This window comes from Mesorhizobium sp. M1328 (genome assembly GCF_040318075.1).
GTDB lineage: Bacteria > Pseudomonadota > Alphaproteobacteria > Rhizobiales > Rhizobiaceae > Mesorhizobium.
In genome coordinates, this window is the sequence record NZ_JAMYLO010000006.1 from 214,373 (window position 1) to 236,156 (window position 21,784).

Here is a 21,784-nt window from a genome sequence, read left to right on the forward strand (position 1 = left end):
GGGGTTTTGCGAACCATGACGCCGGACCTTCTCTCCAGCCTGTCGCTCTCGACGCCAGAGCTGATCCTCGCCATCGGCGCCTTGGCGCTGTTGATGCTCGGCGCCTATTCGCGCGCCAACACCACCGTCACGGTGAGCGGCCTTGCCGTCGCCGTGCTGGTGGTCGCCGGCGCCTGGCTGATCTTTTCGCCGGGGCAGGGCAATGCCTATGGCGAGGCCTTCATCCAGGACCCATTCGCCCGCTTCATGAAGGTGCTGGCGCTGGTCGGCTCGGCGGTGACGCTGGTCATGTCGGTCCGCTTTGCCCAGGCGGAGCGTTTCGACAAGTTCGAATATCCGGTGCTGATCCTGCTCTGCACGCTCGGCATGATGCTGATGATCTCGGCCAACGGCATGATCGGGCTCTATCTCGGCCTCGAGCTGCAGTCGCTGGCGATCTACGTGCTGGCGGCGATTAACCGCGACAATCTGCGCTCGACCGAGGCCGGGCTGAAGTACTTCGTCCTTGGCGCGCTGTCGTCGGGCATGCTGCTTTACGGCATCTCGCTGGTCTACGGCTACACCGGCAACACCGGCTTCCAGGAGATCGCCGCGGCGCTGAGCGGGGGCGAGCGCCAGCTTGGCCTCGTCTTCGGCCTGGTCTTTGTGCTGGCCGGCCTTGCCTTCAAGATCTCGGCGGTGCCGTTCCATATGTGGACGCCCGACGTCTATGAAGGCGCGCCGACGCCGGTGACGGCTTTTCTGGCGGCGGCACCCAAAATGGCGGCGATGGCGCTGATGGTGCGCGTCACCATGGGCGCCTTCAAGCCGATCGCCGCCGACTGGCAGCAGATCATCGTCTTCATCTCGATCGCCTCGATGGCGCTCGGCGCCTTCGCGGCCATCGGCCAGACCAACATCAAGCGGCTGATGGCCTATTCCTCCATCGGCCATATGGGTTATGCGCTGGTCGGCCTTGCGGCCAACAGCCAGGACGGTGTGCGCGGCGTCGCCATCTACATGCTGATCTATCTGGTGATGACGCTCGGCACCTTCGCCTTCATCCTCGCGATGCGGCGCAAGGAGGGCAATGTCGAGCAGATCAGCGATCTCGCCGGCCTGTCGGCGACCAATCCGATCATGGCGACGATCCTCACCATCCTGATGTTCTCGCTGGCCGGTATCCCACCGCTCGCCGGCTTCTGGGGGAAATGGTACGTGTTCCTCGCCGCCATCAACGCCAATCTCTACGCGCTGGCGATCATCGGCGTGCTCGCCTCTGTGGTGGGCGCCTATTATTATCTGCGCATCATCAAGATCATGTGGTTCGACGAACCGGTCGGCGGCTTCGTGCCGATGGCGACCGAGCTGCGCGTCGTGCTCGGTGTCTGTGGCGCCTTCGTGCTGTTCTACGTGCTGATCGGCGGCCCGATCGGAACCTACGCGGCAGCCGCGGCCAAGACCTTCTTCTAGCGGAATGACGTTCAGGCTGGCTCCAACCGCGGCTTCGGAAGGGTTCCGGCTCGAGGCGCACGATACGGTCGGCTCAACCAATGCGCTGGCGCTGGAGCACGCGCGGGCAGGCGATCCCGGCAAATTGTGGGTCGTTTCAAAAAAACAGGAAGCTGGGCGTGGCCGCCGTGGCCGCGCCTGGGCGACGCCCGAGGGCAATCTGGCCGCGACGCTGCTGGTGATCACCAACACCGAGCTTCGACTTGCCGCGACGCTCGGCTTCGTTGCCGGACTGGCGCTGGCCGACGCGCTCGACGCCGTCGTGCCGAAGGGCAGGATCGCGATCGGCCTCGATGGTGCGAGCCAAGGCAAGAACCGTTTCGAACTGAAATGGCCGAACGATGTGCTTGCCTCGGGCGCCAAGCTCGCCGGCATCCTGCTGGAATCGGCGATGCTGGATGGCGACCGTTCGGCGGTGGCTGTCGGCATCGGCGTCAATGTGGTGGCTTATCCCAGGGATTTGCCCTATCCAGCGACGTCGCTCAACGCGCTGGGATCTGCTTGCGACGCCGAGACGCTGTTCCTGGCGCTGTCGGATGCCTGGAGCGAGAATGCGCGGCTGTGGAACGAAGGGCGCGGGCTTGCCGCCGTCAGGCGGCGCTGGCTGGCGCGTGCGGCGGGGCTTGGCGGGCAGGTTGCTGTCAGAATTGACGGTAATGTGGTGCGCGGCACCTTCGAGACCATTGACGAGGACTGCCGTTTCGTGATCCGCGACGATCAAGGTTCGGTTCTGACGATCGCTGCCGGCGACGTGCATTTCGGCGCGGTTGCCTCGGCCGGCGTTTGACCGGCCAATACGTTTGACTGGCCAGCATTTGACCAGCTTGAATTTGACCGGCCCACAATTTTGACCGGCAAGGAAGGAAAGACCATGGCGATAGCGGAAAACGCCGAACTTGTCTTCGTGCCGCTCGGCGGTGTCGGCGAGATTGGCATGAACTTCGCCCTCTACGGCTATGGGCCGGCCAATGCGCGCGAATGGATCATCGTCGATGTCGGCGTTACTTTTCCCGATGCAACCCTGCCCGGCGTCGATCTGGTACTGCCCGACACCCGCTTCATCGAGGAGAATGTCGCCAATCTGCGCGGCATCGTCATCACCCATGCGCATGAGGACCATTACGGGGCGCTGCACGATATCTGGCCGAAGCTCAAGGCGCCGGTCTGGATGACGCCGTTCAGCGCCGGCCTGCTGGAAGCCAAGCGGCAGGGCGAGCAAGGGGCGCCGAAGATCCCGGTGACGATCTACCGGGCCGGCGAGAAATTTACCGTCGGTCCGTTCGAGATCGAGGCCATCCCCGTCGCGCACTCCATTCCCGAACCGATGTCGCTGGCGATCACCACGCCGGCCGGCGTCGTCATCCATACCGGCGATTGGAAGATCGATCCGGCGCCGACGGTCGGGCCGATGACCGACGAGGCGCGCTTCCGCGCCTATGGCGACAAGGGCGTGCTGGCGCTGATCTGCGATTCCACCAATGCGATGCGGGAAGGAGAATCGCCGTCCGAAGTGGCGGTGGGCGAGGGTCTCAAGAGCGTCATCCAGAACGCCAAGGGCCGTGTCGCTGTCACCAGCTTCTCCTCCAATGTCGGGCGCATCGTCTCCATCGCCAGGGCAGCGCAGGATGCCGGCCGCCAGTGCCTGGTGCTTGGCCGTTCGATGAAGCGCGTCATCGATGTGGCTGATGAACTCGGCTATATGGACGGGTTGCCGGAGTTCATCGCCGAGGAGGATTACGGCTTCATTCCGCGCGAAAACCTCGTCATCATCTGCACCGGCAGCCAGGGCGAGCCGCTTGCCGCACTTGCCAAGCTGTCGCGCGACGAGATGAAGTCGGTGGCGCTGACGGCCGGCGACACGGTGGTGTTTTCCTCGCGCACCATTCCCGGCAACGAGAAGGCGATCCTCGAAATCAAGAACCGCCTGATCGATCTCGGCATCAAGATCATCGAGGACGGCGATGCGCTGGTGCATGTCTCCGGCCATCCACGCCGCAGCGAATTGCGCAAGATGTATGAATGGGTGCGGCCGCAGATCGGCGTTCCCGTGCATGGCGAAGCGGCGCATCTGGTGGCGCAGGGCTCGCTGATGTCGACGTCCGGCATCGGCCAGGTGGCGCAGGTGCGCGACGGCGACATGCTCAGGCTGTATCCGGGTGCCGCCGCCATCATCGACCAGGTGCCGTTCGGCCGCATCTACAAGGACGGAAGGCTAATCGGCACCGACCAGGCGATGGGCATTCGCGACCGCCGCAAGCTGTCCTTTGCCGGCCATGTCGCCGTCAATGTCGTGCTCGACGACAAATACGAGCTTGCCGGCGATCCGGATCTCGTCGCCATCGGCGTCGCCGAGGCCGACGGCGGCGGCGAGAGCCTGGAAGACCTGATGATCGATGCGGCAATCGGCGCCGTGGACTCCATCCCCCGCCAGCGCCGAAAAGACCTCGACCTGGTCCAGGAGGCGGTGCGGCGCGCGGTGCGTGGCGCGGCCAACGAAGCCTGGGGCAAGAAGCCGCTGGTGACGGTGTTCGTCACAAGATGAGGGAGTAGGGGAGTATGGCAGTAGGGGAGTAGGGAAGAACAGATAGTTTGCACTCTCCAAACTTGTTTTCCCTACTCCCGTACTGCCCTATTCCCCTACTCCCCTAACCGGGAGCACCCTATGCTCGGACGCCTCAACCATGTCGCGCTTGCCGTGCCGGATCTGGCTGCGGCTGCGGCGGTCTATCGCGATACGCTTGGCGCCCGCGTGACTGCGCCGCAAGCGCTGCCGGAGCATGGCGTTACGGTGGTGTTCGTCGATGTCGGAAACACCAGGATCGAGTTGCTGGAGCCGCTCGGCGAAGGCTCGCCGATCGCGGGATTCCTCGAGAAGAATCCGTCCGGCGGCATGCACCATGTCTGCTATGAGGTGGACGACATCGTTGCGGCGCGCGACCGTCTCAAGGCCAGCGGCGCGCGTTTGCTGGGCGACGGCAATCCGAAGACCGGCGCACATGGCAAGCCGGTATTGTTTCTGCACCCCAAGGATTTCTTCGGCACGCTGGTCGAACTGGAGCAAGCATGAGCTGGGTTTCGTTTGTCGCCCTGTTCTTCGCCACCTGGTGGGTGGTGTTGTTCGCCGTCCTGCCGTTCAGCATGCGGACGCAGGACGAGGACCAGGACGTGACGCTTGGCACGGTTCCGAGCGCACCGCGCGGGCCGCACATGCTGCGCGCGGCGCTGCGCACGACGATCGCCACGCTGGTCCTCATGGGTATCTTCTACGGCATCACGAGAGGGCTTGGCCTCGGCATCGACGACATCCCGCACATCGTGCCGGATTTCAACCAGAGCCCAGCGCATTAGCCGGCTACCTACTGTGTCCGGCTATCCAAGGCCTATGCCGACGCCCTGAAATCAAGCTGAGCCAGCAAGGTCAACCCAAAGTAAAGGCCGGGGCGGGTTTGGGCTGACGCAACGTCATGTAGTTTGGTAATCTGTCGTGCTAACCAAGTGATTGCACAAAAAAAATGCAAGGCGCGAGGCCTTGCAATTTAAACGCGTCCGATCTGTTTCCGGTGTCCGGCGGCAGCGAGTTACCGCGCCTAGATCGCATCCTCCCAAGACTTTGACCGCGTAGGAGGGCAGATTTTTCTCTACCCTCTCGGTTATGGGGGCACACTAGCCTAAGCCAGGTGAAAATGTCACGAAGAATTTTGCCCGGAAACAAGCAATCTCGTGCTGCAGTGCACAATAGTGCGGCAGGCGTTGCTTGCGAAACGACCAGCCGGCCGCATGCGGCGATCGCAACGCCGTGCAGCGCCTGGGCCGGGTTTCCATTCCGCCATGAAATGGCTATGAAGCCGGGGCAAGCAAGCCTGCGCTGCGCCGATTCCGGCGCCGCCATCCTCTCTCACGGACCAGTTCATGCGTTTGTCGCGCTATTTCCTGCCCATTCTCAAAGAAAATCCGCGCGAGGCCGAAATCGTCTCGCATCGGCTGATGCTGCGCGCTGGCATGATCCGCCAGCAGGGGCAGGGCAGCTTTTCCTGGCTGCCGCTCGGCAAGCGGGTGCTGGACAAGGTCTGCCGGATCATTCGCGAGGAGCAGAATCGCGCCGGCGCGCTCGAAATCCTGATGCCGACCATCCAATCGGCCGAGCTGTGGCGCGAAAGCGGCCGCTATGAAGACTATGGCAAGGAGATGCTGCGCATCAAGGACCGGCAAGACCGCGATATGCTCTACGGGCCGACCAACGAGGAGATGGTCACCGAGATCTTCCGCTCCTACGTCAAGTCCTACAAGGACCTGCCGCTCAACCTCTATCACATCCAGTGGAAGTTTCGCGACGAGGTGCGCCCGCGCTTCGGCGTCATGCGTTCGCGCGAGTTCCTGATGAAGGACGCCTATTCCTTCGACCTCGATTATGAAGGCGCCAAGGCCGCCTATAACCGTATGTTCGTGTCCTATCTCAGGACGTTTACGCGCATGGGGCTGCAAGCGATCCCGATGCGCGCCGACACCGGGCCGATCGGCGGCGACCTCAGCCATGAGTTCATCATCCTGGCCGACACCGGCGAGAGCCAGGTGTTTTGCCATCGCGACTATCTCTCGCTTGATGTACCGGGGGCGAATACCGACTTTTCGAATGACGCCGAGATCGCCGAGATCGTCAAGACATGGACGACGCCCTATGCCGCCACCGACGAGATGCATGACGAGGCGGCATGGGAGAAGGTGCCGACCGGCGACCGGGTCTCGGCGCGCGGCATCGAGGTCGGCCATATCTTCCATTTCGGCGACAAATATTCCAAGCCGATGGGCGCCAAGGTGACCGGGCCGGACGGCAAGGATCATTTCGTCTCTGGCGGTTCCTACGGCATCGGCCCGTCGCGGCTGGTCGCGGCGATCATCGAGGCCAGCCATGACGATAACGGCATCATCTGGCCGGAAGCGGTGGCACCGTTCGACATCGGCCTGATCAACATGAAGGCTGGCGATGCCGAATGCGACCGGGTCTGCGGCGAGCTGCATGCCGCCTTTGCCGCCGCCGGCAAGGAGGTGCTCTACGATGACACCGACCAGCGGCCGGGCGGCAAGTTCGCTACCGCCGACCTGATCGGACTTCCGTGGCAGGTGATCGTCGGGCCGCGCGGTGTAGCCGCCGGCGAGGTCGAGATCAAGAACCGCAGGACCGGCGAGCGCGAGACGCTGCCGGTCGGCGACGTGAAAAAGCGTTTCGGTGCCGCGGCATGAACGAAGCGGCAGCAGCCAAACCTTCGGCGGCAGGACCCTTTTCCGGCTTTGAGCGCATGGTGGCGTGGCGCTATCTGCGCTCGCGCCGCAAGGAGACGGTGATCTCGGTCATCGCCTCGATCTCCTTCCTCGGCATCATGCTGGGCGTCGCCACGCTGATCGTCGTCATGGCGGTGATGAACGGCTTTCGCGCCGAACTGCTGACGCGCATCCTCGGCGTCAACGGGCACCTGATCGTGCAGCCGCTCGACATGCCGCTGGAGGACTATGCGCAGGTCGCCGGCCGCATCAACGGCGTGCCCGGCGTCAAATACGCCATTCCGCTGATCGACGGACAGGTGCTGGCGCAAGGCAATGTCGGGGGCGGCACCGGCGCGCTGGTGCGCGGCATACGCGGCGAGGATCTCGGCAAGATCACAATCGTCGCCAACAACATCAAGGAGGGCTCGATCGTCGGCTTCGACACCGGCGAGGGCGTCGCCATCGGCAGCCGCATGGCCGAGAATCTCGGCCTTGTGCTTGGCGATACGATCACGCTGATCTCGCCCGAGGGCGACGTCACGCCGCTCGGCACGACGCCGCGCATGAAAGGCTATCCGGTCACCGCGATCTTCGAGGTCGGCATGTCGGAATATGACAGCTCCATCGTCTACATGCCGTTTTCGGAAGCGCAGCTTTATTTCAACATGGACGGCAGGGCGCAGACGATCGAGATCTACGCCGACAATCCCGACAATATCGACGCGCTGAAGCCGAAGGTCGAAGAGGCGGCGCAGCGGCCGATCAGCCTTGTCGACTGGCGAGAACGCAACAGGACGTTCTTCGATGCGTTGCAGGTCGAGCGCAACGTCATGTTCATGATCCTGACGCTGATCGTGCTGGTGGCGGCGCTCAACATCATTTCGGGCCTGATCATGCTGGTGAAGGACAAGGGCCACGACATCGCCATCCTGCGCACCATGGGCGCCACGCGCGGCGCCATCCTGCGCATCTTCCTGATGACGGGCGCGGCGATCGGCGTTGTCGGCACCATCGCCGGCGTGCTGCTCGGCGTTGTAATCTGCCTGAACGTCGAGCGAATCCGCCAGTTCTTCTCCTGGCTGGCCGGCGAGAGGCTGTTCAATCCCGAGCTCTATTTCCTCAGCCAACTGCCCGCCCGGATGGATGTCAGCGAGACGATCTCGGTCGTTCTCATGGCGCTGGCGCTATCGTTCCTGGCGACCCTGTTTCCGGCGTGGCGCGCGGCCAGGCTCGATCCGGTCGAAGCGCTGAGGTACGAATGATGGCCGAGGCCATTATCGAGCTGAAGAGCGTCGAGCGGCACTATGTGCAGGGGCCGCGCAAGCTGACCATCCTGAACGGCGCCGATTTTTCGCTGAAGCGTGGTGAGATGGTGGCGCTGGTGGCGCCGTCGGGCACCGGCAAGTCGACGCTGCTCCATACGGCCGGGCTGCTGGAGCGGCCGGATGCCGGCGACGTGATCCTGGCGGGGCGCGCCTGCGGCCGGCTTTCCGACGACGAGCGCACGGCGATCCGCCGCAACGACGTCGGCTTCGTCTATCAGTTCCATCATTTGCTTCCGGAATTCTCGGCGTTGGAAAACATCATGATGCCGCAGCTGATAAAAGGGCTGCCGCGCAAGGAGGCGGCCGAGCGAGCGGCGCAATTGCTCGACTATATGCAGATCGGCAAGCGGGCGCAGCATCGCCCTTCCGAGCTCTCCGGCGGCGAGCAGCAGCGCGTCGCCATTGCGCGTGCCGTCGCCAATGCGCCGCTGGTGCTTTTGGCCGACGAGCCGACCGGCAATCTCGACCCGGTGACCGCTTCCTATGTGTTCGAGGCGCTGGCAGCGCTGGTCCGGCAATCGGGCTTGGCGGCGCTCATCGCCACCCACAATCACGAGCTCGCCTCGCGCATGGACCGCCGCGTGACGCTGGCCGACGGCAAGGTCGTGCCGCTTTAGGGTGTGTCGATATTCAGGTGATGCCGGCCTGCGAACGGGCAGAAGCCCTCCCGCTATATTCCGTGCGCGCGTTCGGCCCGAACGGATCGGCAACCTCCCTCTCAACCCTTTCTTAACCTTGCCGAATTGACCGCGGGCGATTTCGATGATGCCCGGACCTCGGTCGTTGACATTCGAACAAAATTAGAACAAAATACGAACATACTAACAACAGGAGAGAGTTATGACCGATCTTGTTCAGGATGTCGTCTCGCTGGTGTGCATGAGCACGTTCCTCATTTCCATGGCAATCTGGATCGGCGCGATGTGAGGGGCCGCCGAAAAAGTGGCTCGACGCTGATGAGCGAGGGCCGCCTTCGCACCTTGGCGCAGGCGTTCGACGAGTGTTTCAGCCGGCCCTGCGGGACACTTCGACAGGCGACACCGCGGCGGGGCCGAACACGTCCTCGAAAGCGAATTTCAGCGCCAGGTCGAGGTCGGCCATGGTCACGGGAAGGCCGAGATCGACAAGGCTGGTGACGCCGTGATCCTGGACGCCGCACGGCACGATGCCGCTGAAATGGCTGAGGTCCGGCTCGACATTGATGGCGATGCCGTGAAAGCTCACCCAGCGCCTCAGCCTGATACCGATGGCGGCGATCTTGTCCTCGGCCGCCGAGCCGTCGGGCAAAGTGGGGCGATCCGGCCGCACCACCCAGACGCCGACGCGGTCCTCCCGGCGTTCGCCGCGTACGTTGAAGGCGGCCAGCGTGACGATGATCCATTGTTCGAGTGCCGCGACGAAAGCGCGGACATCCTCGCGCCGCCGCTTCAGATCGAGCATCACATAGGCGACGCGCTGGCCCGGCCCATGATAGGTGTATTCGCCGCCGCGCCCGGCGGCAAAGACCGGGAAACGGTCCGGCTCGATCAGGTCCTCGATGCGGGCGCTGGTGCCGGCGGTGTAGAGCGGCGGGTGCTCGACCAGCCAGACCATCTCGCCGGCAGCACCACTGCGGATTGCCTCGGCGCGCGCCTCCATCACGGCGAGCGCATCGGGATAGGCGGTGAGCCCGGGCTCGATGCGCCATTCGACCGGCGCCGAGCCGGGCAAGGGCAGGAACGACGTGGCGATCTGGCTGCGTTCTGTCATGATATCTCGTCTCGCCACCCATATGGCGGCAATCGGTACAAACGTCCAGTTCCGGGCACGCTCGGTCCCTTGAAGAGTTATGCCGATGTCCGGCCGATTATTGCTGGCCGCGCACTTGTTTCACTGGAAACGATTTGCTACACGCCGCGGGCCGGTTGGTTCCGGCTCCTACCACGTGCGGTCGTGGCGGAATTGGTAGACGCGCAGCGTTGAGGTCGCTGTGGGGCAACCCGTGGAAGTTCGAGTCTTCTCGACCGCACCAATCAAATTCGAAAGCGGAACCTCTAACCCATTGAGTTCGAGCATGGCAGGGAGCGTCCTTGTCAGGGCACGAGGCTTTTGCCTGATTGCGGTCGCGAGTTTGGCCCATGCGAAGAGGCCATCGGCGGGCATGGCCATCTACCGACAAGCGCACATAATTATTCGCGCACCAGGCGTCCGGTCGCCCACCAGATCACAGATACAACAACGATCGATGCGTAGCCGTCCACGGCATAGTGCCAGCCAGTGTACACCGATCCGTACAGGATCAGGGCTGCAAAGGTCCAACCCAGAACGCCAAGCCAGAGATTGATTGAGGAAAGCAAATAGGCGTTCAATGCGGCAAAGGCGACATGCATGCTTGGCATGGCTGAGATGCCGCCCCCAAGACTTGGCCGGCCGCTCTGGTAAGCCATCAGGAGATATGCCGAGGGTTCCCGCACCATGTAACTATGGTCCAGTCTGTCCAAAGCGGCATTCAATCCGTGGAAGCGATCCACGCCAATAAAGTGGTGGTAGTAAACCGGCCCGACCGATGCCAGCGCCAGGGCCAAGACCGTTCCGAGGACGCACAACGTCAGCGCTGCTGCGCAGAGATAGCGGATGCGGGCAATCTCGTCCGACCAGAGCGACACGAAAAGGATGGTGCCGAACCACTGGTAAAACCAAATGACTTCATAGCTGTTGAAGACGACGAGCGACCAATTGTTGCTGTCGAGCTTATGGACGATCTCCCATGGCGGCATCCCGTGCAGCCATTCATCAGCGTCGGCCAACCAGTTGTCGGCATAGTATGGGACGACGGACGGGATGGCGATCTTGTAGGTAGAGAACGCGGTCAAGCTGGCGAAGAAGAACAGCAGCACCAGCAGACAGCCGCGCCAGCGCCCTTGAACCAAATCCAGGGCGTAGCGAACGGGTTGCCGCCGGCCGTGGAGTATCGCGGCACAACAGACACCACCGATAAACAACACCGGAATACCAATAAGAAACTTGTGAGAATAGATTAAGGCTGATGTATAGAATAGTTCTGGATATAGTGCAGATGCGCCTAAAACGTATATCGCCATGAACAGGGAGAGGCGCAATTGCCATATGGCGGAGGGCCTGTAGCGAGAGGCTTCCGTGGTTAGGGCCAAACCAATTTACCCGTTCTTAACGTTTCGCCGGAGAGACACATACACCGATAAGGTAAAAACCTTGCCGCCAGGTTTACTTTTTCCCCGGTGATCGACATTTGCCGGCCGACCCGCACGCGGTGGATTGCTTCCCTGAGCAATCTTGCATCCGCATTGCTGCCCATGCCCCGTGTGAAGGAACGCCCCGGAGCCTCGGGGGGCCGAACCGGCCGGGTGTTCAAACACCGGTCCACCGCTTCCCCAGTTGACCTATCATAAGTTTTAGCTTATCATAAGCCATGGTTTATGATTATGCAGGAATGGTGGCCTTGGCCGATCCGACACGCCGCAAGGTGTTCGAGCTCATCGCCGATCGGCCACGTTCGGTCATCGATCTGACACGAGTGCTTCCGGTCTCGCAGCCGGCGGTATCGCAGCACCTCAAGGTTTTGAAGGAAGCCCGGCTGGTCCGCGCAGAGCCGAAAGGTGCCAGCAACATCTATCATCTCGACCCGCATGGGCTCGGCGAGATGCGCGCCTGGCTCGACCGCATGTGGGGCGATGCGCTCGACGCCTTCAAACGGGAAGTCGACAACAGCAAGGAGAAGAGGAAATGACGACCATGATCAAGCCCGCGCCGGTCAGGAAGTCGGTGACGGTGGAGGTGCCGCTCGACAAGGCATTCGATGTGTTCACGACAGGGTTCGGGCGCTGGTGGCCGGCTTCGCACTCGATCGGCAAATCCGCCCTGACGACCGCGGTGATCGAACCGAAAGCCGGCGGCCGCTGGTACGAGATCGGTGAGGATGGGTCACAATGCGATTGGGGCGAGGTTCTCGCCTGGGATCCGCCGTCCAGGCTGACGCTCGCCTGGCGCATTGGAGCCGATTGGCGCTACGATCCGGCATTGCTGACCGAAGTCGAGATCCGCTTTGTCGCACTCGGCGAGAACGCGACGCGTGTGGAACTCGAGCACAGGCTTCTGGAGAACATGGGCGAAACCGCGGAGGCAGCGCGCCAGGCCTTCGAATCCGAGGGTGGCTGGAGCGGGCTCCTGGACCGCTATGCGGCTGAGGCCCAGCGCCACGCCGCCTGATCGGGAAGCCTTCCAGTCCATACCAGCGAGGCCGTCGCACTGTCGGCCTCGCCTCATTCCCGGTGCAGCATGTGCCGTTCTGCCCGGCCACTGGGATTAATGTTGTTGGGCGAACGATGCCCCAACTGGAACGGCGAGCACACCACACCTAGCGTTGTCGCGGACTACCCGGCGGTTGGTCAGCGGCGGTACCAGAGCTGGATTATCGGTGCTTCTCGACGAAAGCCTTGCAGGCGGGTGACAACTGCTCGATCATGCTCTGAAGGTCGCATTTGCCGATCGGTGTCATTGGGCAAAGCCGTTTGTAGTCAGGCTTGCATTCCTTGCCCTGAAAAGATTTGAAGGCCTTTGCCTCGGCGGTAATCGGGCTCAAAAGTATTCCCGAACAAACCAACGCAAGGCTGGTAAACAGATACTTCGCCATAAACACCCTCCATTTATTAGCGGTAATTATAGAGATACTAAATTAGAATTATCTAATTATCAACCTGAGCAACCGGCAGCTCGCAAGGTCGTCTGATATCCGTCCGTTGCGCACGGAGAGGCCGATTCTCAAGCCAAATCATGCCGCCGCTCCATCTTTGTGTTCGACCAAGATCTTTTCGGAAAACCGGTTTCCACTTTTCAGGATCATGGTCTAGACCTGACAGGCACCTTATCCGGAAATCCGATGGCGGGAGGCGCTGGTGGAAGGCCAGGACGAATACATGACCGGCGCCAGGGCCGCCGAGGAGCGCCGCGCCGACATCTATGACGAGGACGGCGTCATCCTGTCGTCGTTTCTCGCCCAGATCGGTGCAGCGATCGCCGATCGCGATACGCTGACGCTGAAGCGTGAAGTCGACGATCTGCACCAGTCGGAACTCGGCCACCTGCTCGAGGCCCTGCACCCGGAACAGCGCCGCGCCCTGGTCGAATTGCTGGGCAAGGATTTCGATTTTTCTGCCCTGACCGAGGTCGACGAGGCGATCCGCCGCGACATCGTCGACAATCTGCCCAATGCGCAGATCGCCGAGGCGGTGCAGGAGCTCGATTCCGACGACGCCGTCTACATTCTCGAGGATCTCGACCAGGAGGACCAGGACGAGATCCTGTCGCAATTGCCGTTCACCGAGCGGATCAGGCTGCGGCGCTCGCTCGATTATCCCGAAGAGACCGCCGGCCGCCGCATGCAGACGGAGTTCGTCGCGGTGCCGCCCTTCTGGACGATCGGCCAAACCATCGACTACATGCGCGAGGACAACAATCTTCCCGACCGCTTCAGCCAGATCTTCGTCATCGATCCGAGCTTCAAGCTGCTCGGCGCCATCGACCTCGACCAGATCCTGCGCACCAAGCGTTCGGTCAAGGTCGAAGAGGTCATGCATGAGACCAGGCATGCCATCCCGGCCACCATGGACCAGGAAGAGGCGGCGCGCGAATTCGAGCAATACGATCTTCTGTCCGCCGCCGTCGTCGACGAGAACGAGCGGCTGGTCGGCGTGCTGACCATCGACGACGTCGTCGACGTCATCCAGCAGGAGGCCGAGGAAGATCTGCTGCGCATGGGCGGCGTCGGCGATGAAGAACTCTCGGACAGCATCTTTTCGACCTCGCGCTCGCGCGTGCCGTGGCTGCTGGTCAATCTTTTGACGGCTTTCCTCGCGGCCTCGGTGATCGGCCTGTTCGACCGCACCATCGAGCATATCGTGGCGCTGGCGGTGCTGATGCCGATCGTCGCCGGCATGGGCGGCAATGCCGGCTCGCAGACCATGACCGTCACGGTGCGGGCGCTGGCGACGAGGGACCTCGACATCTACAATGCCGGCCGCATCATCCGCCGCGAAATCGGGGTGGGCTTCATCAACGGCATCATCTTCGCCATCCTGATCGGCCTCGTGGCTGCTGCCTGGTTCCACGATCGCAATCTCGGCGGCATCATTGCGGCTGCGATGATCATCAACATGTTCGTGGCGGCTCTGGCGGGCATCCTTATCCCGCTGCTGCTCGACCGCTTCAAGATCGATCCGGCTGTGGCTTCGGCGGTTTTCGTCACCACGGTCACCGACGTCGTCGGTTTCTTTGCCTTTCTCGGGCTTGCCACATGGTGGTTCGGCGTGCGCTGAACGGCACCTCAATTGACTTTTACGTAAATGCCGTGCGAGGCTTTGGAAGGTGCCTTGTCCGCCGATTCTGGTACGCGCCTGGACGTTGGCGGCGCCGGCCAGTTGGAACTCGCGGCGTGGCCGGGGCATTGGAGTGACGATGCGGGAATATTATTCGATCACGGAGCTGACCCGCGAATTCGACGTGTCGACGCGGACGTTACGCTTCTACGAGGACGAAGGGCTGGTGCAGCCGGTAAGGCGCGGCCGCACCCGGCTGTTCCGTCCGTCGGACCGGCATCTCATCCGCCAGATCATGCGCGGCAAGAGGCTCGGCTTCTCGATCAATGAGATCCGCGAAATCATCCAGATGTACAGGGAGCCGCCCGGCGAGGTCGGCCAACTCAAATTGATGATCAAGCGCATCGAGGAAAAGCGCGAGGATTTGCGCCAGAAACGCCGCGACCTCGAAGAGACGCTGGCCGAGCTCGACCAGGCAGAGGAATCCTGCGTCGAGCGGCTGGTGGAACTCGGCGTCACCACATAAGCGCGGTGTCAGCCTCGGCTCAAATCCAGCGCCGCACCCTTTTGGCGTAGTCCCGGTACTTCTTGCCGAATTTGGCCGTCAGCACCTTCTCCTCGCTCTCGATCGTCAGCTTCTGCGTCAGGAACGCCGCGATGACCGCCAGCGGCAGGAACCAGGCGATCCCAGAGACAAAGGCGAGGCTGACCAGCAGCAATGTGTTGGCGAGGTAGATCGGGTTGCGGCTGACGGCGAAGGGGCCGGTGGTCACCAGATGGTCCGGCACGCCGTTCGGGTTGAGCGTCGTCTTGGCGCGGATCATGGTGCGGATTGCCGTGAACCAGAGCGCGGCGACCGCCACCAACCCGACAAGGCCGGCGGCGAACAGGATGTCGCCGAGAAGATCGCCGATCCACGGCAGCGGATAGAACAGCCCTAGCGCGACGCTGACGATGATGGCGGCGGTATAGATCAGCGGCGGCCATGGGATGTGTCCAAGCTTCGGCTGCCCAGGATTTTGCTGCACGGGTTTCGGGTGAGTGTCGCTCATTGTTGTCCTCCCTCGATTAGCGCGTTCCCGGTTCCCCCGCCTCGGTTTGGGCGGTACAGATGCCGGCGAGCTCGCCAATATGCGCCTTCCACTCCGGGGACTGGTCGTTGCTGTAGAGCCGCTCAAGCGAGGCTTCGCCCTGGAGAGTGTCCAGCATGCAGGCACAATAGCTGGAGCAGAACTCGGTGTCGCGCGCCTGCTCGCAGGATATCTGGCAGGATTTCAGAAAATTCACCTCCCTGGTTTCGACCTGCGCCGGCATGAATTGCGAAAACAGCCAGACCGAGCCGATCAGCACCGGCTGATGGATCAGATAGAAGGCAAGGCTGTGCCGGCCGATGAAGACCAGCGGGTTTGCCCAGCGGCCGGGCGTCATGGCCGACAGCCGCGTCAGCGCGCCGGAGGTGGAGGCGAGCTTGGTAACCGCGATGCCGGCAAGCACGGCACCGAACCACGGCAGCAGCGGAACGTAGTCATTGGAGCGCGGATTGGTCGCCGACAGGCCGACCCACCACAAAGCCGGCTGATCGAAAGTTTCGGATCGCAGGTAGAAGGGCGCAGCGACAACGAATACGGCGACAAGCAGCGTCAGCAGCGCCGGCAGGCGCAGGAACGCCAGGCCGAGCAGGCTGGCGAGCGCGATTTCGTGCAATATGCCGAAGAAGATGAAGCCGTCGGGCGTGGCGATGCGCGTGACCAGCGATATTGCGAGTGCTGCCCCGGCAACCATGGCGAAGCGCTTCCAGAAGCCGGTCCAGCGGATTTTTTTGCCATGGGCGAGATAGAGACTGATGCCGACCAGGAACAGGAAGCTCGAAGCGATGCAGCGCGCGTAGATTTTCCACCAGCCGAAGGCGGTGAGGCCGGGATCGGTGTAGCCGAAGAATTCGAGGTCCCAGGTGAAATGATAGCTCGCCATAGCAAGCAAAGCGATGCCGCGTGCGATGTCGATGGCGGCGATGCGCTTCGACTTCGGTTGATCCTGAACGGCTGCGGTCGGCGTGGCGATGCTCATTGGTCTCGCTGTCTTGGTTCAGCCCCGGCAAGACGACTATCACGGTTGCCACCGTCAAAAGAAGCAGGGCCTTGCGTCGCGTTGGTGCCGGTCGGCATCAGAGCTGCTTTAGGCCAGAGCCGGAAAGCCTTTGGCCGGCTTCGCTTTTTGCCGTGAAGGCGTCGGTTTCCTGTTACCCGGCAAGGAATCGCCGCGGCAGATTTGTGCTCCAAACCCTGCTTCGGGCGATTCGGCTTCGGGGAAAGCAATGGCTACCCATGTGCGCCATCCGATCTGGCTCGCGGCCTTGCGGCCGGCGGATGCCCGCACCTTCGCCTCGCTTTATGCGGTCGAATCCTTCGCGCGCGCCACCGTATCCAGCGTCATCCCGATCCAGGCCTACGAGATCCTGCACAACGAGCAGATCGTTTCGATCCTCTACACGATCGTGGCGATGCTCGGCCTGTCGGCGACGCTGTTCATGCCGATGCTGATCGCCCGCTTTGCCCGGCGCTGGGTCTATACCGCCGGCGCCTGCCTGCTGGCCGCCGGCTCGCTGTTCTTCGTCACCCATACCCTGGCCGGCCAGGTGGTCGGCATGCTCTGCCGCGTCGTCGGCGCCGGCGCGCTGGCGATCACGCTCAACCTCTACATCATGGATCATATCCGCAAGACCGATTTCATGCAGGCCGAGTCGCTGCGCATGGCGTGGTCGATGCTTGCCTGGACCGCCGGGCCGACGCTCGGCATTTTCCTCTACACGCGTTTCGGCATCTATGCCGCGCATGGCGCGGTGGCCGTCTTCGCCATGGCCTTGCTGGCGCTGTTCTGGACTTATCGGCTTGGCGACAACCCGTCGATCCGCCCCGGCAAGACGCGGCCGGTCAATCCGCTGGCCAATATCGGCCGCTTCGTCGCGCAGCCAAGGCTGAGACTCGCCTGGCTGATCGCCTTCGGCCGCTCCTGCTTCTGGACGACGTTCTTCGTCTATGGGCCGTTGTTCATGGTGATCACCGGCGAGGGCAAGCTGGCCGGCGGCCTCTTGGTTTCGGCCGGCAATGCGCTTTTGTTCATGGCCATCTTCTGGGGCAGGGCGGGACGGCGTTTCGGCGGCCGGCGCACCATGACGTTCGCCTATTTCGCCATGTCGGCGACGCTGCTGGCGGCCGGCGCCGTCGGCGAGGCCGCACCGCTCGTCACCGGCGCGTTGCTGCTTTGCGGTGCCCTCTTCACCATCGCGCTCGATGCGCTGGGCTCGACCGCCTTCATGCGCTCGGTGCGCTCGTATGAGCGGGCGCAGATGGCGGCGGTCTACCGCACCTATCTCGACTTTTCCGAGCTGACGCCGCCGCTGGTCTATTCGGTGGTGCTGGCGTTCTTCGGCCTGGGCGCGGTTTTCGCGACACTCGGCCTGCTGGCGGCAGTCTGCGGCTTCGTCACCTGGCGCTATCTGCCCAAATCGCTTTGAAGTGCGGCATGCCGCTCGCGCACCCAGTTGTGGAAGCGGTGCAAGTCATATTCCTCGGGCATCAGCACGCCGGCCTTGTGGCGCATCGAGCGCAGGCCCATCTGGTTGACCTCGCAGATATCAGCATCCTCCTCCAGCACCTGGGTACCGAAGGCGATGATGTTGTCGATATCCGCCGCCGGATCGGCGAGCGCTTCGGGCGAAAAAAGCCATTCGGCGGTGAGTTCGGTCTGCTCCGGCCCAAGCGGCACCAGCCGCACGGTCCTGACATAGTCGACATGGCCGACGACGAACATCGACGGCAGGCTGGTGGCGTAGGTCTGCCCGGCGGTACGTTCGGCCGGCGTCAGGCCGGAAAAGACCGAGCCGTGAACGCGTCCGTCGCGCGACCAGGTTTCGGCCCCGGCACGCAAGCCGCCGGAAAATTCCGGCGCGTCATTGTCGGCGTGGCGCGCCCATTCGGGATCGTCGTGGCGGCCCATCAGGCCGCGGCCATAGATCGGCACCAGCCGCGACAGGTCCTTGTGGACGCCGGGGCAGTGCAGGCACTCGTTGAAGTTTTCCCAAAAGATCTTCCAGTTGCAGTTCATCACCTTGCGCAGCACATGGCCGCTCAGCAGCGTTTCCAGCGGCCAGTTGGCGAGGTCGCCGGATGCCGGATCGAAGGATGTTTCAGCTGAGCCGGCAACATCCTCGGCGAGGTTGGCGAAGACAAAACCGCGCCACACCGAAAGCGCGACGCGGTAGAGCGGATGATCGGCCTTGTCGAAACCGTCCGGCAGCGATTTCGATGGCACGCGCACCAGATCACCGCGCAGCGAATAGAACCAGGCGTGGTAAGGGCAGGTGATGAGCCGCGCCTTCAGCCGGCCTTTCGCTCTGCTGGCAAAGCTGCGAGCCACGATGCCGGCAGGTGTTGTGGAAGGCGCGCAATTCGCCGGTCTCGTCGCGCAGCACGACGACCTCCTGCGTGCCTATGCGGAACGTTCTGAAAGCCAGCGGCTGGGCAAGGTCGGCCTCGCGGCAGACCAGCAGCCAGTTGCGATACCAGATGGCCTCTAGATCGCGCTGGTAGGCCGCGATGTCCCAATAGGCCGATGACGGCAGCGTCGGCTCGGCCCGCGTCAGACCGTTGTAGGGACCGCGCTCATTCGGGCTGGGTTGCATGCCGGCTTCTTCCCCATCCGCCAGCGACACCCGGCGGTAAAAATTGTCAATCGCAGTGCCGGTCGGCGAGCTTGCGAGGCGGCGCATTCGCCACACGATCCGGCGGAATTTGGTTTGCCGGGCGCGGCGATTCTGCCTATAGTCGCTGATGTCGTCGGTTCCGTTTGGAACCAAGAGGGAATGCGGTGCGGGCGAAATTGTTTGCCCAATGCCGTGGCTGCCCCCGCAACTGTGTGCGGTAGTCCTCTCCATATGCCACTGAAGGTTCGCCTTCGGGAAGGTGGGGAAGGACGCTGATCCGCGAGCCAGGAGACCTGCCGGCGACAGGAAACTGACTTCTATGCCCTCGGGTGGAGGGCGAAAGGACAAGACATGAATACCGCTTCCGTCTCGCTCGGCGCTTCCGTCTCCTCGCAGTCGCGTTTCATGCAGCTGGCGCTTGCTGCATTTCTCGGCATTTTCGTCATGGGCTTTGTCGGCTTCTCGCATATCGATGCGGTCCACAATGCCGCGCACGACTATCGCCACTCGATGGGCTTTCCCTGCCACTGACAAGGGGCTGACATCATGACACTGTTTCGCAACGTCGTGTTCATCGCGGCGATCGCAGGGCTTGTGGCCGGCGTCGCTCTCGCCTGCATGCAGGCCTATGCCACGGTGCCGCTCATCCTGAAGGCGGAAGTCTACGAACAGGCCGGCGGCGGCCATGACCATGCCGCCGCACCTGCGGCACCGGTCGAAAACGCCGGGGGCACGATGGCTATGAGCAGCGCCGCGCCGGCTGAAGCAATGGCTCCGGCGGAGGACGAAGGCTGGGCGCCGGCCGACGGTTTCGAACGCTTTGCCTTCAGCGTCGTTGCCAATATCGTCACCGGTATCGGCTTTGCGCTGGTCCTGGTTGCGGTTTCGGAGTTCGCCGGCGGCATCGGGAATTGGCGTCAGGGCCTGTTCTGGGGGCTGGCCGGCTTTGCCGTGTTCACCCTGGCGCCGGGCCTCGGCCTGCCGCCGGAACTGCCGGCGATGCCGGCGGCCGACCTTGTCCAACGCCAGATCTGGTGGTGGGCAACAGTGGTGGCGACCGCGGCCGGTCTCGGCCTTATCGCCTTCCGCAGATCGCTGCCGCTGGCGGTCCTTGCGGTGGCGTTGATCGTCGCGCCGCATATCGTTGGCGCGCCGCAGCCCGACAGTTTCGAGACGGCGATCCCGGAAGGCCTGCACCACCAGTTCGTGGTGGCGGTGACGCTGACCAATCTGGTGTTCTGGCTGGTGCTCGGCGCGGTCGTCGGCGTGGTGCGCGGCCGCTTCACCGGCACGGCGACCAGCCTGCGCGACAGCTTTGCCTGACCGCGCTGCCGGGGCACTGACCCTTATCATCGGCGGTGCGCGCGGCGGCAAGAGCGCGCATGCCGAGAGGCTGGTGAGTGCCTGTCCGGCGCCGTGGAGCTATCTCGCGACGGCGCAAGCCTATGACGAGGAGATGCGCGAACGGATCGCGCTGCACCGCTCGCGCCGCGGTGCCGGCTGGACGACCATCGATGCGCCGCTCGACCTTGCCGGCGCGATCGAGGCGCTGCCTGACGGCCAGCCGGTGCTGATCGACTGCCTGACGCTGTGGCTGACCAACCATATGCTGGCCGAACATGATGTCGAGGCCGAATGCCGAAGGCTGGCGGATGTGCTGTCGCGGCCGCGTGGCCCCTGGTTCGTGGTGTCCAACGAGGTCGGCCAGGGCATCGTGCCGGACAATGCGCTGGCAAGACGGTTTCGCGACGCCGCCGGCCGGCTGAACCAAGACGTCGCCTCTGTCGCGGACATTGTGCTTTTGATGGTGGCGGGGCTGCCGCTCAGGGTGAAATGACATGGCTGATACCGACCACATCGATCCCAAGGACGAGGAACGCCACCGCGCCAAGATGGCCAAGCGCAAGGCGGTGCAGGACGCCGAGGTTGCAGCCAAGACGGTCGAGAAAGGGCTGTTGATCGTCAACACCGGTCCGGGCAAGGGCAAGACCACGGCCGCCTTCGGGCTGGCGCTCAGAATGCTCGGCTACGGCAAGCGCGTCGGCGTCGTCCAGTTCATCAAGGGCAAGTGGCACACCGGCGAGAAGGACGCCTTTGCTGCCTTCGGCGACCGCGTCGTCTGGCACGCGATGGGCGAGGGTTTTACCTGGGAGACGCAGGACCTGAAACGCGACATCGCGGCGGCCGAGGCCGCCTGGGCCAAGGCACTCGAGCTGATGGCCGAGCCGTCGATCAGCCTCGTGGTGCTTGACGAACTCAACATCGCGCTGCGTTACGACTATCTCGACCTCGAAAAGGTGGTCGCAGCGCTGAAGGCGCGTCGCGAGGGCCTGCATGTCGTCGTCACCGGCCGCAACGCCAAGCCGGCGCTGGTCGAGGCAGCCGACCTGGTCACCGAGATGGGCGTGACCAAGCACCACTTTGCCGCCGGCGTGAAGGCGCAGCAGGGGATAGAATTCTGAGGGCTTTGGCGATCAGGCAGAACGTTCAGAGGAAGATCCAACTCGGATGACGCTTGCCGAGGTTGCCCTCGACCTCTCAAGACCTGGGTTCCTCGCCCGCCGCGAAGCGGGGGAGAGGTGGCCCCGAAGCCGCCCGCGACGGGGGCGTTCGTAGGGCGCGGAGCCCCCCAGCCCCGGACGGGGTGGGCGGCCACCCACCCACCCCATAAGGGTGGG

The 21,784-nt window shown here is 63.2% G+C and carries 24 protein-coding genes, 1 tRNA gene and 1 riboswitch; of the genes, 18 read left to right on the forward strand and 7 right to left on the reverse strand.

Translation table 11 applies throughout. The features are described 5' to 3' along the window. Nucleotides 1-15: 15 nt before the first annotated feature. From nuoN to NKH23_RS15095, 8 genes are all read left to right on the forward strand, one after another. Nucleotides 16-1,452, forward strand: a complete 1,437-nt coding sequence (nuoN, locus tag NKH23_RS15060; RefSeq protein ID WP_352978643.1) for an NADH-quinone oxidoreductase subunit NuoN — start codon at nt 16-18, stop codon at nt 1,450-1,452. A gap of 4 nt (nt 1,453-1,456) precedes the next feature. Continuing rightward, nucleotides 1,457-2,278: a biotin--[acetyl-CoA-carboxylase] ligase gene (locus tag NKH23_RS15065; protein WP_352718912.1), complete on the forward strand. Its 822-nt coding sequence runs from the start codon at nt 1,457-1,459 to the stop codon at nt 2,276-2,278. Nucleotides 2,279-2,362: 84 nt separating this feature from the next. Continuing rightward, entirely contained in the window at nt 2,363-4,033 is a 1,671-nt protein-coding gene (locus NKH23_RS15070) for a ribonuclease J (RefSeq protein WP_352978645.1), read from the forward strand. A gap of 120 nt (nt 4,034-4,153) precedes the next feature. After that, entirely contained in the window at nt 4,154-4,558 is a 405-nt protein-coding gene (gene mce, locus NKH23_RS15075; RefSeq protein ID WP_352466858.1) for a methylmalonyl-CoA epimerase, read from the forward strand. Then, nucleotides 4,555-4,839 carry a DUF1467 family protein gene (locus NKH23_RS15080; protein ID WP_292663027.1) on the forward strand — a complete coding sequence of 95 codons (285 nt, stop codon included), beginning with the start codon at nt 4,555-4,557 and terminating at the stop codon, nt 4,837-4,839. Before mce ends, NKH23_RS15080 begins: the two co-directional genes overlap by 4 nt. A 561-nt stretch (nt 4,840-5,400) precedes the next feature. Further along, entirely contained in the window at nt 5,401-6,729 is a 1,329-nt protein-coding gene (gene proS, locus NKH23_RS15085) for a proline--tRNA ligase (protein WP_352718909.1), read from the forward strand. Next, a complete protein-coding gene (locus NKH23_RS15090) occupies nt 6,726-8,012 on the forward strand; it encodes a lipoprotein-releasing ABC transporter permease subunit (protein ID WP_352718908.1) in 1,287 nt (428 codons plus the stop codon). The genes proS and NKH23_RS15090 overlap by 4 nt, the downstream gene beginning before the upstream one ends. Next, nucleotides 8,009-8,692: an ABC transporter ATP-binding protein gene (locus NKH23_RS15095; protein ID WP_254818120.1), complete on the forward strand. Its 684-nt coding sequence runs from the start codon at nt 8,009-8,011 to the stop codon at nt 8,690-8,692. Before NKH23_RS15090 ends, NKH23_RS15095 begins: the two co-directional genes overlap by 4 nt. Nucleotides 8,693-9,080: 388 nt before the next feature. On the opposite strand, the gene lipB is transcribed toward NKH23_RS15095, so the two are convergent. Beyond that, a complete protein-coding gene (gene lipB, locus NKH23_RS15100) occupies nt 9,081-9,824 on the reverse strand; it encodes a lipoyl(octanoyl) transferase LipB (protein WP_352978649.1) in 744 nt (247 codons plus the stop codon). Between the two features lie 177 nt (nt 9,825-10,001). Between lipB and NKH23_RS15105 the strand changes: the two genes are divergently transcribed. Continuing rightward, a tRNA-Leu gene (locus tag NKH23_RS15105) sits at nt 10,002-10,086 on the forward strand. A gap of 157 nt (nt 10,087-10,243) precedes the next feature. On the opposite strand, the gene NKH23_RS15110 is transcribed toward NKH23_RS15105, so the two are convergent. Continuing rightward, entirely contained in the window at nt 10,244-11,224 is a 981-nt protein-coding gene (locus tag NKH23_RS15110) for a phosphatase PAP2 family protein (RefSeq protein ID WP_353027357.1), read from the reverse strand. A gap of 278 nt (nt 11,225-11,502) precedes the next feature. On the opposite strand from NKH23_RS15110, the gene NKH23_RS15115 reads away from it, so the two are divergent. After that, nucleotides 11,503-11,820, forward strand: coding sequence for an ArsR/SmtB family transcription factor (locus tag NKH23_RS15115; RefSeq protein ID WP_023720727.1), 318 nt, complete (start codon nt 11,503-11,505; stop codon nt 11,818-11,820). Then, entirely contained in the window at nt 11,817-12,299 is a 483-nt protein-coding gene (locus tag NKH23_RS15120; RefSeq protein WP_352978653.1) for an SRPBCC family protein, read from the forward strand. Before NKH23_RS15115 ends, NKH23_RS15120 begins: the two co-directional genes overlap by 4 nt. 202 nt (nt 12,300-12,501) lie before the next feature. Here the strand turns inward: NKH23_RS15120 and NKH23_RS15125 are convergent, their stop codons facing one another. Further along, nucleotides 12,502-12,723, reverse strand: a complete 222-nt coding sequence (locus tag NKH23_RS15125) for a hypothetical protein (protein WP_352466850.1) — start codon at nt 12,721-12,723, stop codon at nt 12,502-12,504. 283 nt (nt 12,724-13,006) lie between these two features. On the opposite strand from NKH23_RS15125, the gene mgtE reads away from it, so the two are divergent. Further along, nucleotides 13,007-14,404, forward strand: coding sequence for a magnesium transporter (mgtE, locus tag NKH23_RS15130; RefSeq protein WP_502908459.1), 1,398 nt, complete (start codon nt 13,007-13,009; stop codon nt 14,402-14,404). 139 nt (nt 14,405-14,543) lie between these two features. Continuing rightward, a complete protein-coding gene (locus NKH23_RS15135) occupies nt 14,544-14,930 on the forward strand; it encodes a MerR family transcriptional regulator (RefSeq protein ID WP_023676566.1) in 387 nt (128 codons plus the stop codon). Nucleotides 14,931-14,949: 19 nt separating this feature from the next. Here the strand turns inward: NKH23_RS15135 and NKH23_RS15140 are convergent, their stop codons facing one another. Both NKH23_RS15140 and NKH23_RS15145 read right to left on the reverse strand, forming a co-directional pair. After that, complete coding sequence (locus tag NKH23_RS15140; RefSeq protein ID WP_352978657.1) at nt 14,950-15,456, reverse strand: methyltransferase family protein; 507 nt, start codon at nt 15,454-15,456, stop codon at nt 14,950-14,952. Between the two features lie 16 nt (nt 15,457-15,472). Beyond that, nucleotides 15,473-16,471 carry a heparan-alpha-glucosaminide N-acetyltransferase gene (locus tag NKH23_RS15145; protein ID WP_352978659.1) on the reverse strand — a complete coding sequence of 333 codons (999 nt, stop codon included), beginning with the start codon at nt 16,469-16,471 and terminating at the stop codon, nt 15,473-15,475. A 247-nt stretch (nt 16,472-16,718) separates the two neighbouring features. On the opposite strand from NKH23_RS15145, the gene NKH23_RS15150 reads away from it, so the two are divergent. After that, nucleotides 16,719-17,918 (forward strand): MFS transporter, encoded by a 1,200-nt coding sequence (locus NKH23_RS15150; RefSeq protein WP_352714613.1) that lies wholly within the window; start codon nt 16,719-16,721, stop codon nt 17,916-17,918. Here the strand turns inward: NKH23_RS15150 and NKH23_RS15155 are convergent. Both NKH23_RS15155 and NKH23_RS15160 read right to left on the reverse strand, forming a co-directional pair. Beyond that, nucleotides 17,897-18,820, reverse strand: a complete 924-nt coding sequence (locus tag NKH23_RS15155; RefSeq protein WP_353027355.1) for an SRPBCC family protein — start codon at nt 18,818-18,820, stop codon at nt 17,897-17,899. The genes NKH23_RS15150 and NKH23_RS15155 overlap by 22 nt on opposite strands. After that, the gene (locus NKH23_RS15160; protein WP_352978665.1) at nt 18,726-19,172 is read right to left on the reverse strand and encodes a Rieske 2Fe-2S domain-containing protein; all 447 of its coding nucleotides are present in this window, start codon (nt 19,170-19,172) and stop codon (nt 18,726-18,728) included. Before NKH23_RS15160 ends, NKH23_RS15155 begins: the two co-directional genes overlap by 95 nt. A 51-nt stretch (nt 19,173-19,223) precedes the next feature. Then, nucleotides 19,224-19,421: riboswitch (cobalamin riboswitch) on the forward strand. Between the two features lie 36 nt (nt 19,422-19,457). Here NKH23_RS15160 and NKH23_RS15165 point away from each other — a divergent pair. Genes NKH23_RS15165 through cobO form a run of 4 tightly spaced genes read left to right on the forward strand, consistent with a single transcriptional unit; the run spans nt 19,458 to nt 21,568 of the window. Continuing rightward, nucleotides 19,458-19,637: a CbtB domain-containing protein gene (locus tag NKH23_RS15165; protein ID WP_023720718.1), complete on the forward strand. Its 180-nt coding sequence runs from the start codon at nt 19,458-19,460 to the stop codon at nt 19,635-19,637. A 15-nt stretch (nt 19,638-19,652) separates the two neighbouring features. Then, on the forward strand, nt 19,653-20,429 hold the full coding sequence (locus NKH23_RS15170) for a CbtA family protein (protein WP_352917272.1): 777 nt from the start codon (nt 19,653-19,655) through the stop codon (nt 20,427-20,429). Then, complete coding sequence (cobU, locus tag NKH23_RS15175) at nt 20,422-20,943, forward strand: bifunctional adenosylcobinamide kinase/adenosylcobinamide-phosphate guanylyltransferase (protein WP_353035010.1); 522 nt, start codon at nt 20,422-20,424, stop codon at nt 20,941-20,943. Before NKH23_RS15170 ends, cobU begins: the two co-directional genes overlap by 8 nt. A gap of 1 nt (nt 20,944) precedes the next feature. Further along, the gene (gene cobO / locus NKH23_RS15180; RefSeq protein ID WP_352714618.1) at nt 20,945-21,568 is read left to right on the forward strand and encodes a cob(I)yrinic acid a,c-diamide adenosyltransferase; all 624 of its coding nucleotides are present in this window, start codon (nt 20,945-20,947) and stop codon (nt 21,566-21,568) included. Nucleotides 21,569-21,784: the final 216 nt, after the last annotated feature.

Bases quoted from the DNA above. Each gene is read 5' to 3' on its own strand.
- NKH23_RS15170 (WP_352917272.1), top strand. From the start codon at position 19,653: ATGACACTGTTTCGCAACGTCGTGTTCATCGCGGCGATCGCAGGGCTT.
- proS (WP_352718909.1), top strand. From the start codon at position 5,401: ATGCGTTTGTCGCGCTATTTCCTGCCCATTCTCAAAGAAAATCCGCGC.
- NKH23_RS15160 (WP_352978665.1), bottom strand. From the start codon at position 19,172: ATGCGCCGCCTCGCAAGCTCGCCGACCGGCACTGCGATTGACAATTTT.
- NKH23_RS15150 (WP_352714613.1), top strand. From the start codon at position 16,719: ATGGCTACCCATGTGCGCCATCCGATCTGGCTCGCGGCCTTGCGGCCG.
- NKH23_RS15165 (WP_023720718.1), top strand. From the start codon at position 19,458: ATGAATACCGCTTCCGTCTCGCTCGGCGCTTCCGTCTCCTCGCAGTCG.
- NKH23_RS15140 (WP_352978657.1), bottom strand. From the start codon at position 15,456: ATGAGCGACACTCACCCGAAACCCGTGCAGCAAAATCCTGGGCAGCCG.
- NKH23_RS15095 (WP_254818120.1), top strand. From the start codon at position 8,009: ATGATGGCCGAGGCCATTATCGAGCTGAAGAGCGTCGAGCGGCACTAT.
- NKH23_RS15065 (WP_352718912.1), top strand. From the start codon at position 1,457: ATGACGTTCAGGCTGGCTCCAACCGCGGCTTCGGAAGGGTTCCGGCTC.
- NKH23_RS15070 (WP_352978645.1), top strand. From the start codon at position 2,363: ATGGCGATAGCGGAAAACGCCGAACTTGTCTTCGTGCCGCTCGGCGGT.
- NKH23_RS15080 (WP_292663027.1), top strand. From the start codon at position 4,555: ATGAGCTGGGTTTCGTTTGTCGCCCTGTTCTTCGCCACCTGGTGGGTG.
- lipB (WP_352978649.1), bottom strand. From the start codon at position 9,824: ATGACAGAACGCAGCCAGATCGCCACGTCGTTCCTGCCCTTGCCCGGC.
- cobO (WP_352714618.1), top strand. From the start codon at position 20,945: ATGGCTGATACCGACCACATCGATCCCAAGGACGAGGAACGCCACCGC.
- NKH23_RS15135 (WP_023676566.1), top strand. From the start codon at position 14,544: ATGCGGGAATATTATTCGATCACGGAGCTGACCCGCGAATTCGACGTG.
- NKH23_RS15120 (WP_352978653.1), top strand. From the start codon at position 11,817: ATGACGACCATGATCAAGCCCGCGCCGGTCAGGAAGTCGGTGACGGTG.
- NKH23_RS15145 (WP_352978659.1), bottom strand. From the start codon at position 16,471: ATGAGCATCGCCACGCCGACCGCAGCCGTTCAGGATCAACCGAAGTCG.
- NKH23_RS15090 (WP_352718908.1), top strand. From the start codon at position 6,726: ATGAACGAAGCGGCAGCAGCCAAACCTTCGGCGGCAGGACCCTTTTCC.
- mgtE (WP_502908459.1), top strand. From the start codon at position 13,007: ATGACCGGCGCCAGGGCCGCCGAGGAGCGCCGCGCCGACATCTATGAC.
- NKH23_RS15125 (WP_352466850.1), bottom strand. From the start codon at position 12,723: ATGGCGAAGTATCTGTTTACCAGCCTTGCGTTGGTTTGTTCGGGAATA.
- mce (WP_352466858.1), top strand. From the start codon at position 4,154: ATGCTCGGACGCCTCAACCATGTCGCGCTTGCCGTGCCGGATCTGGCT.
- NKH23_RS15115 (WP_023720727.1), top strand. From the start codon at position 11,503: ATGGTTTATGATTATGCAGGAATGGTGGCCTTGGCCGATCCGACACGC.
- nuoN (WP_352978643.1), top strand. From the start codon at position 16: ATGACGCCGGACCTTCTCTCCAGCCTGTCGCTCTCGACGCCAGAGCTG.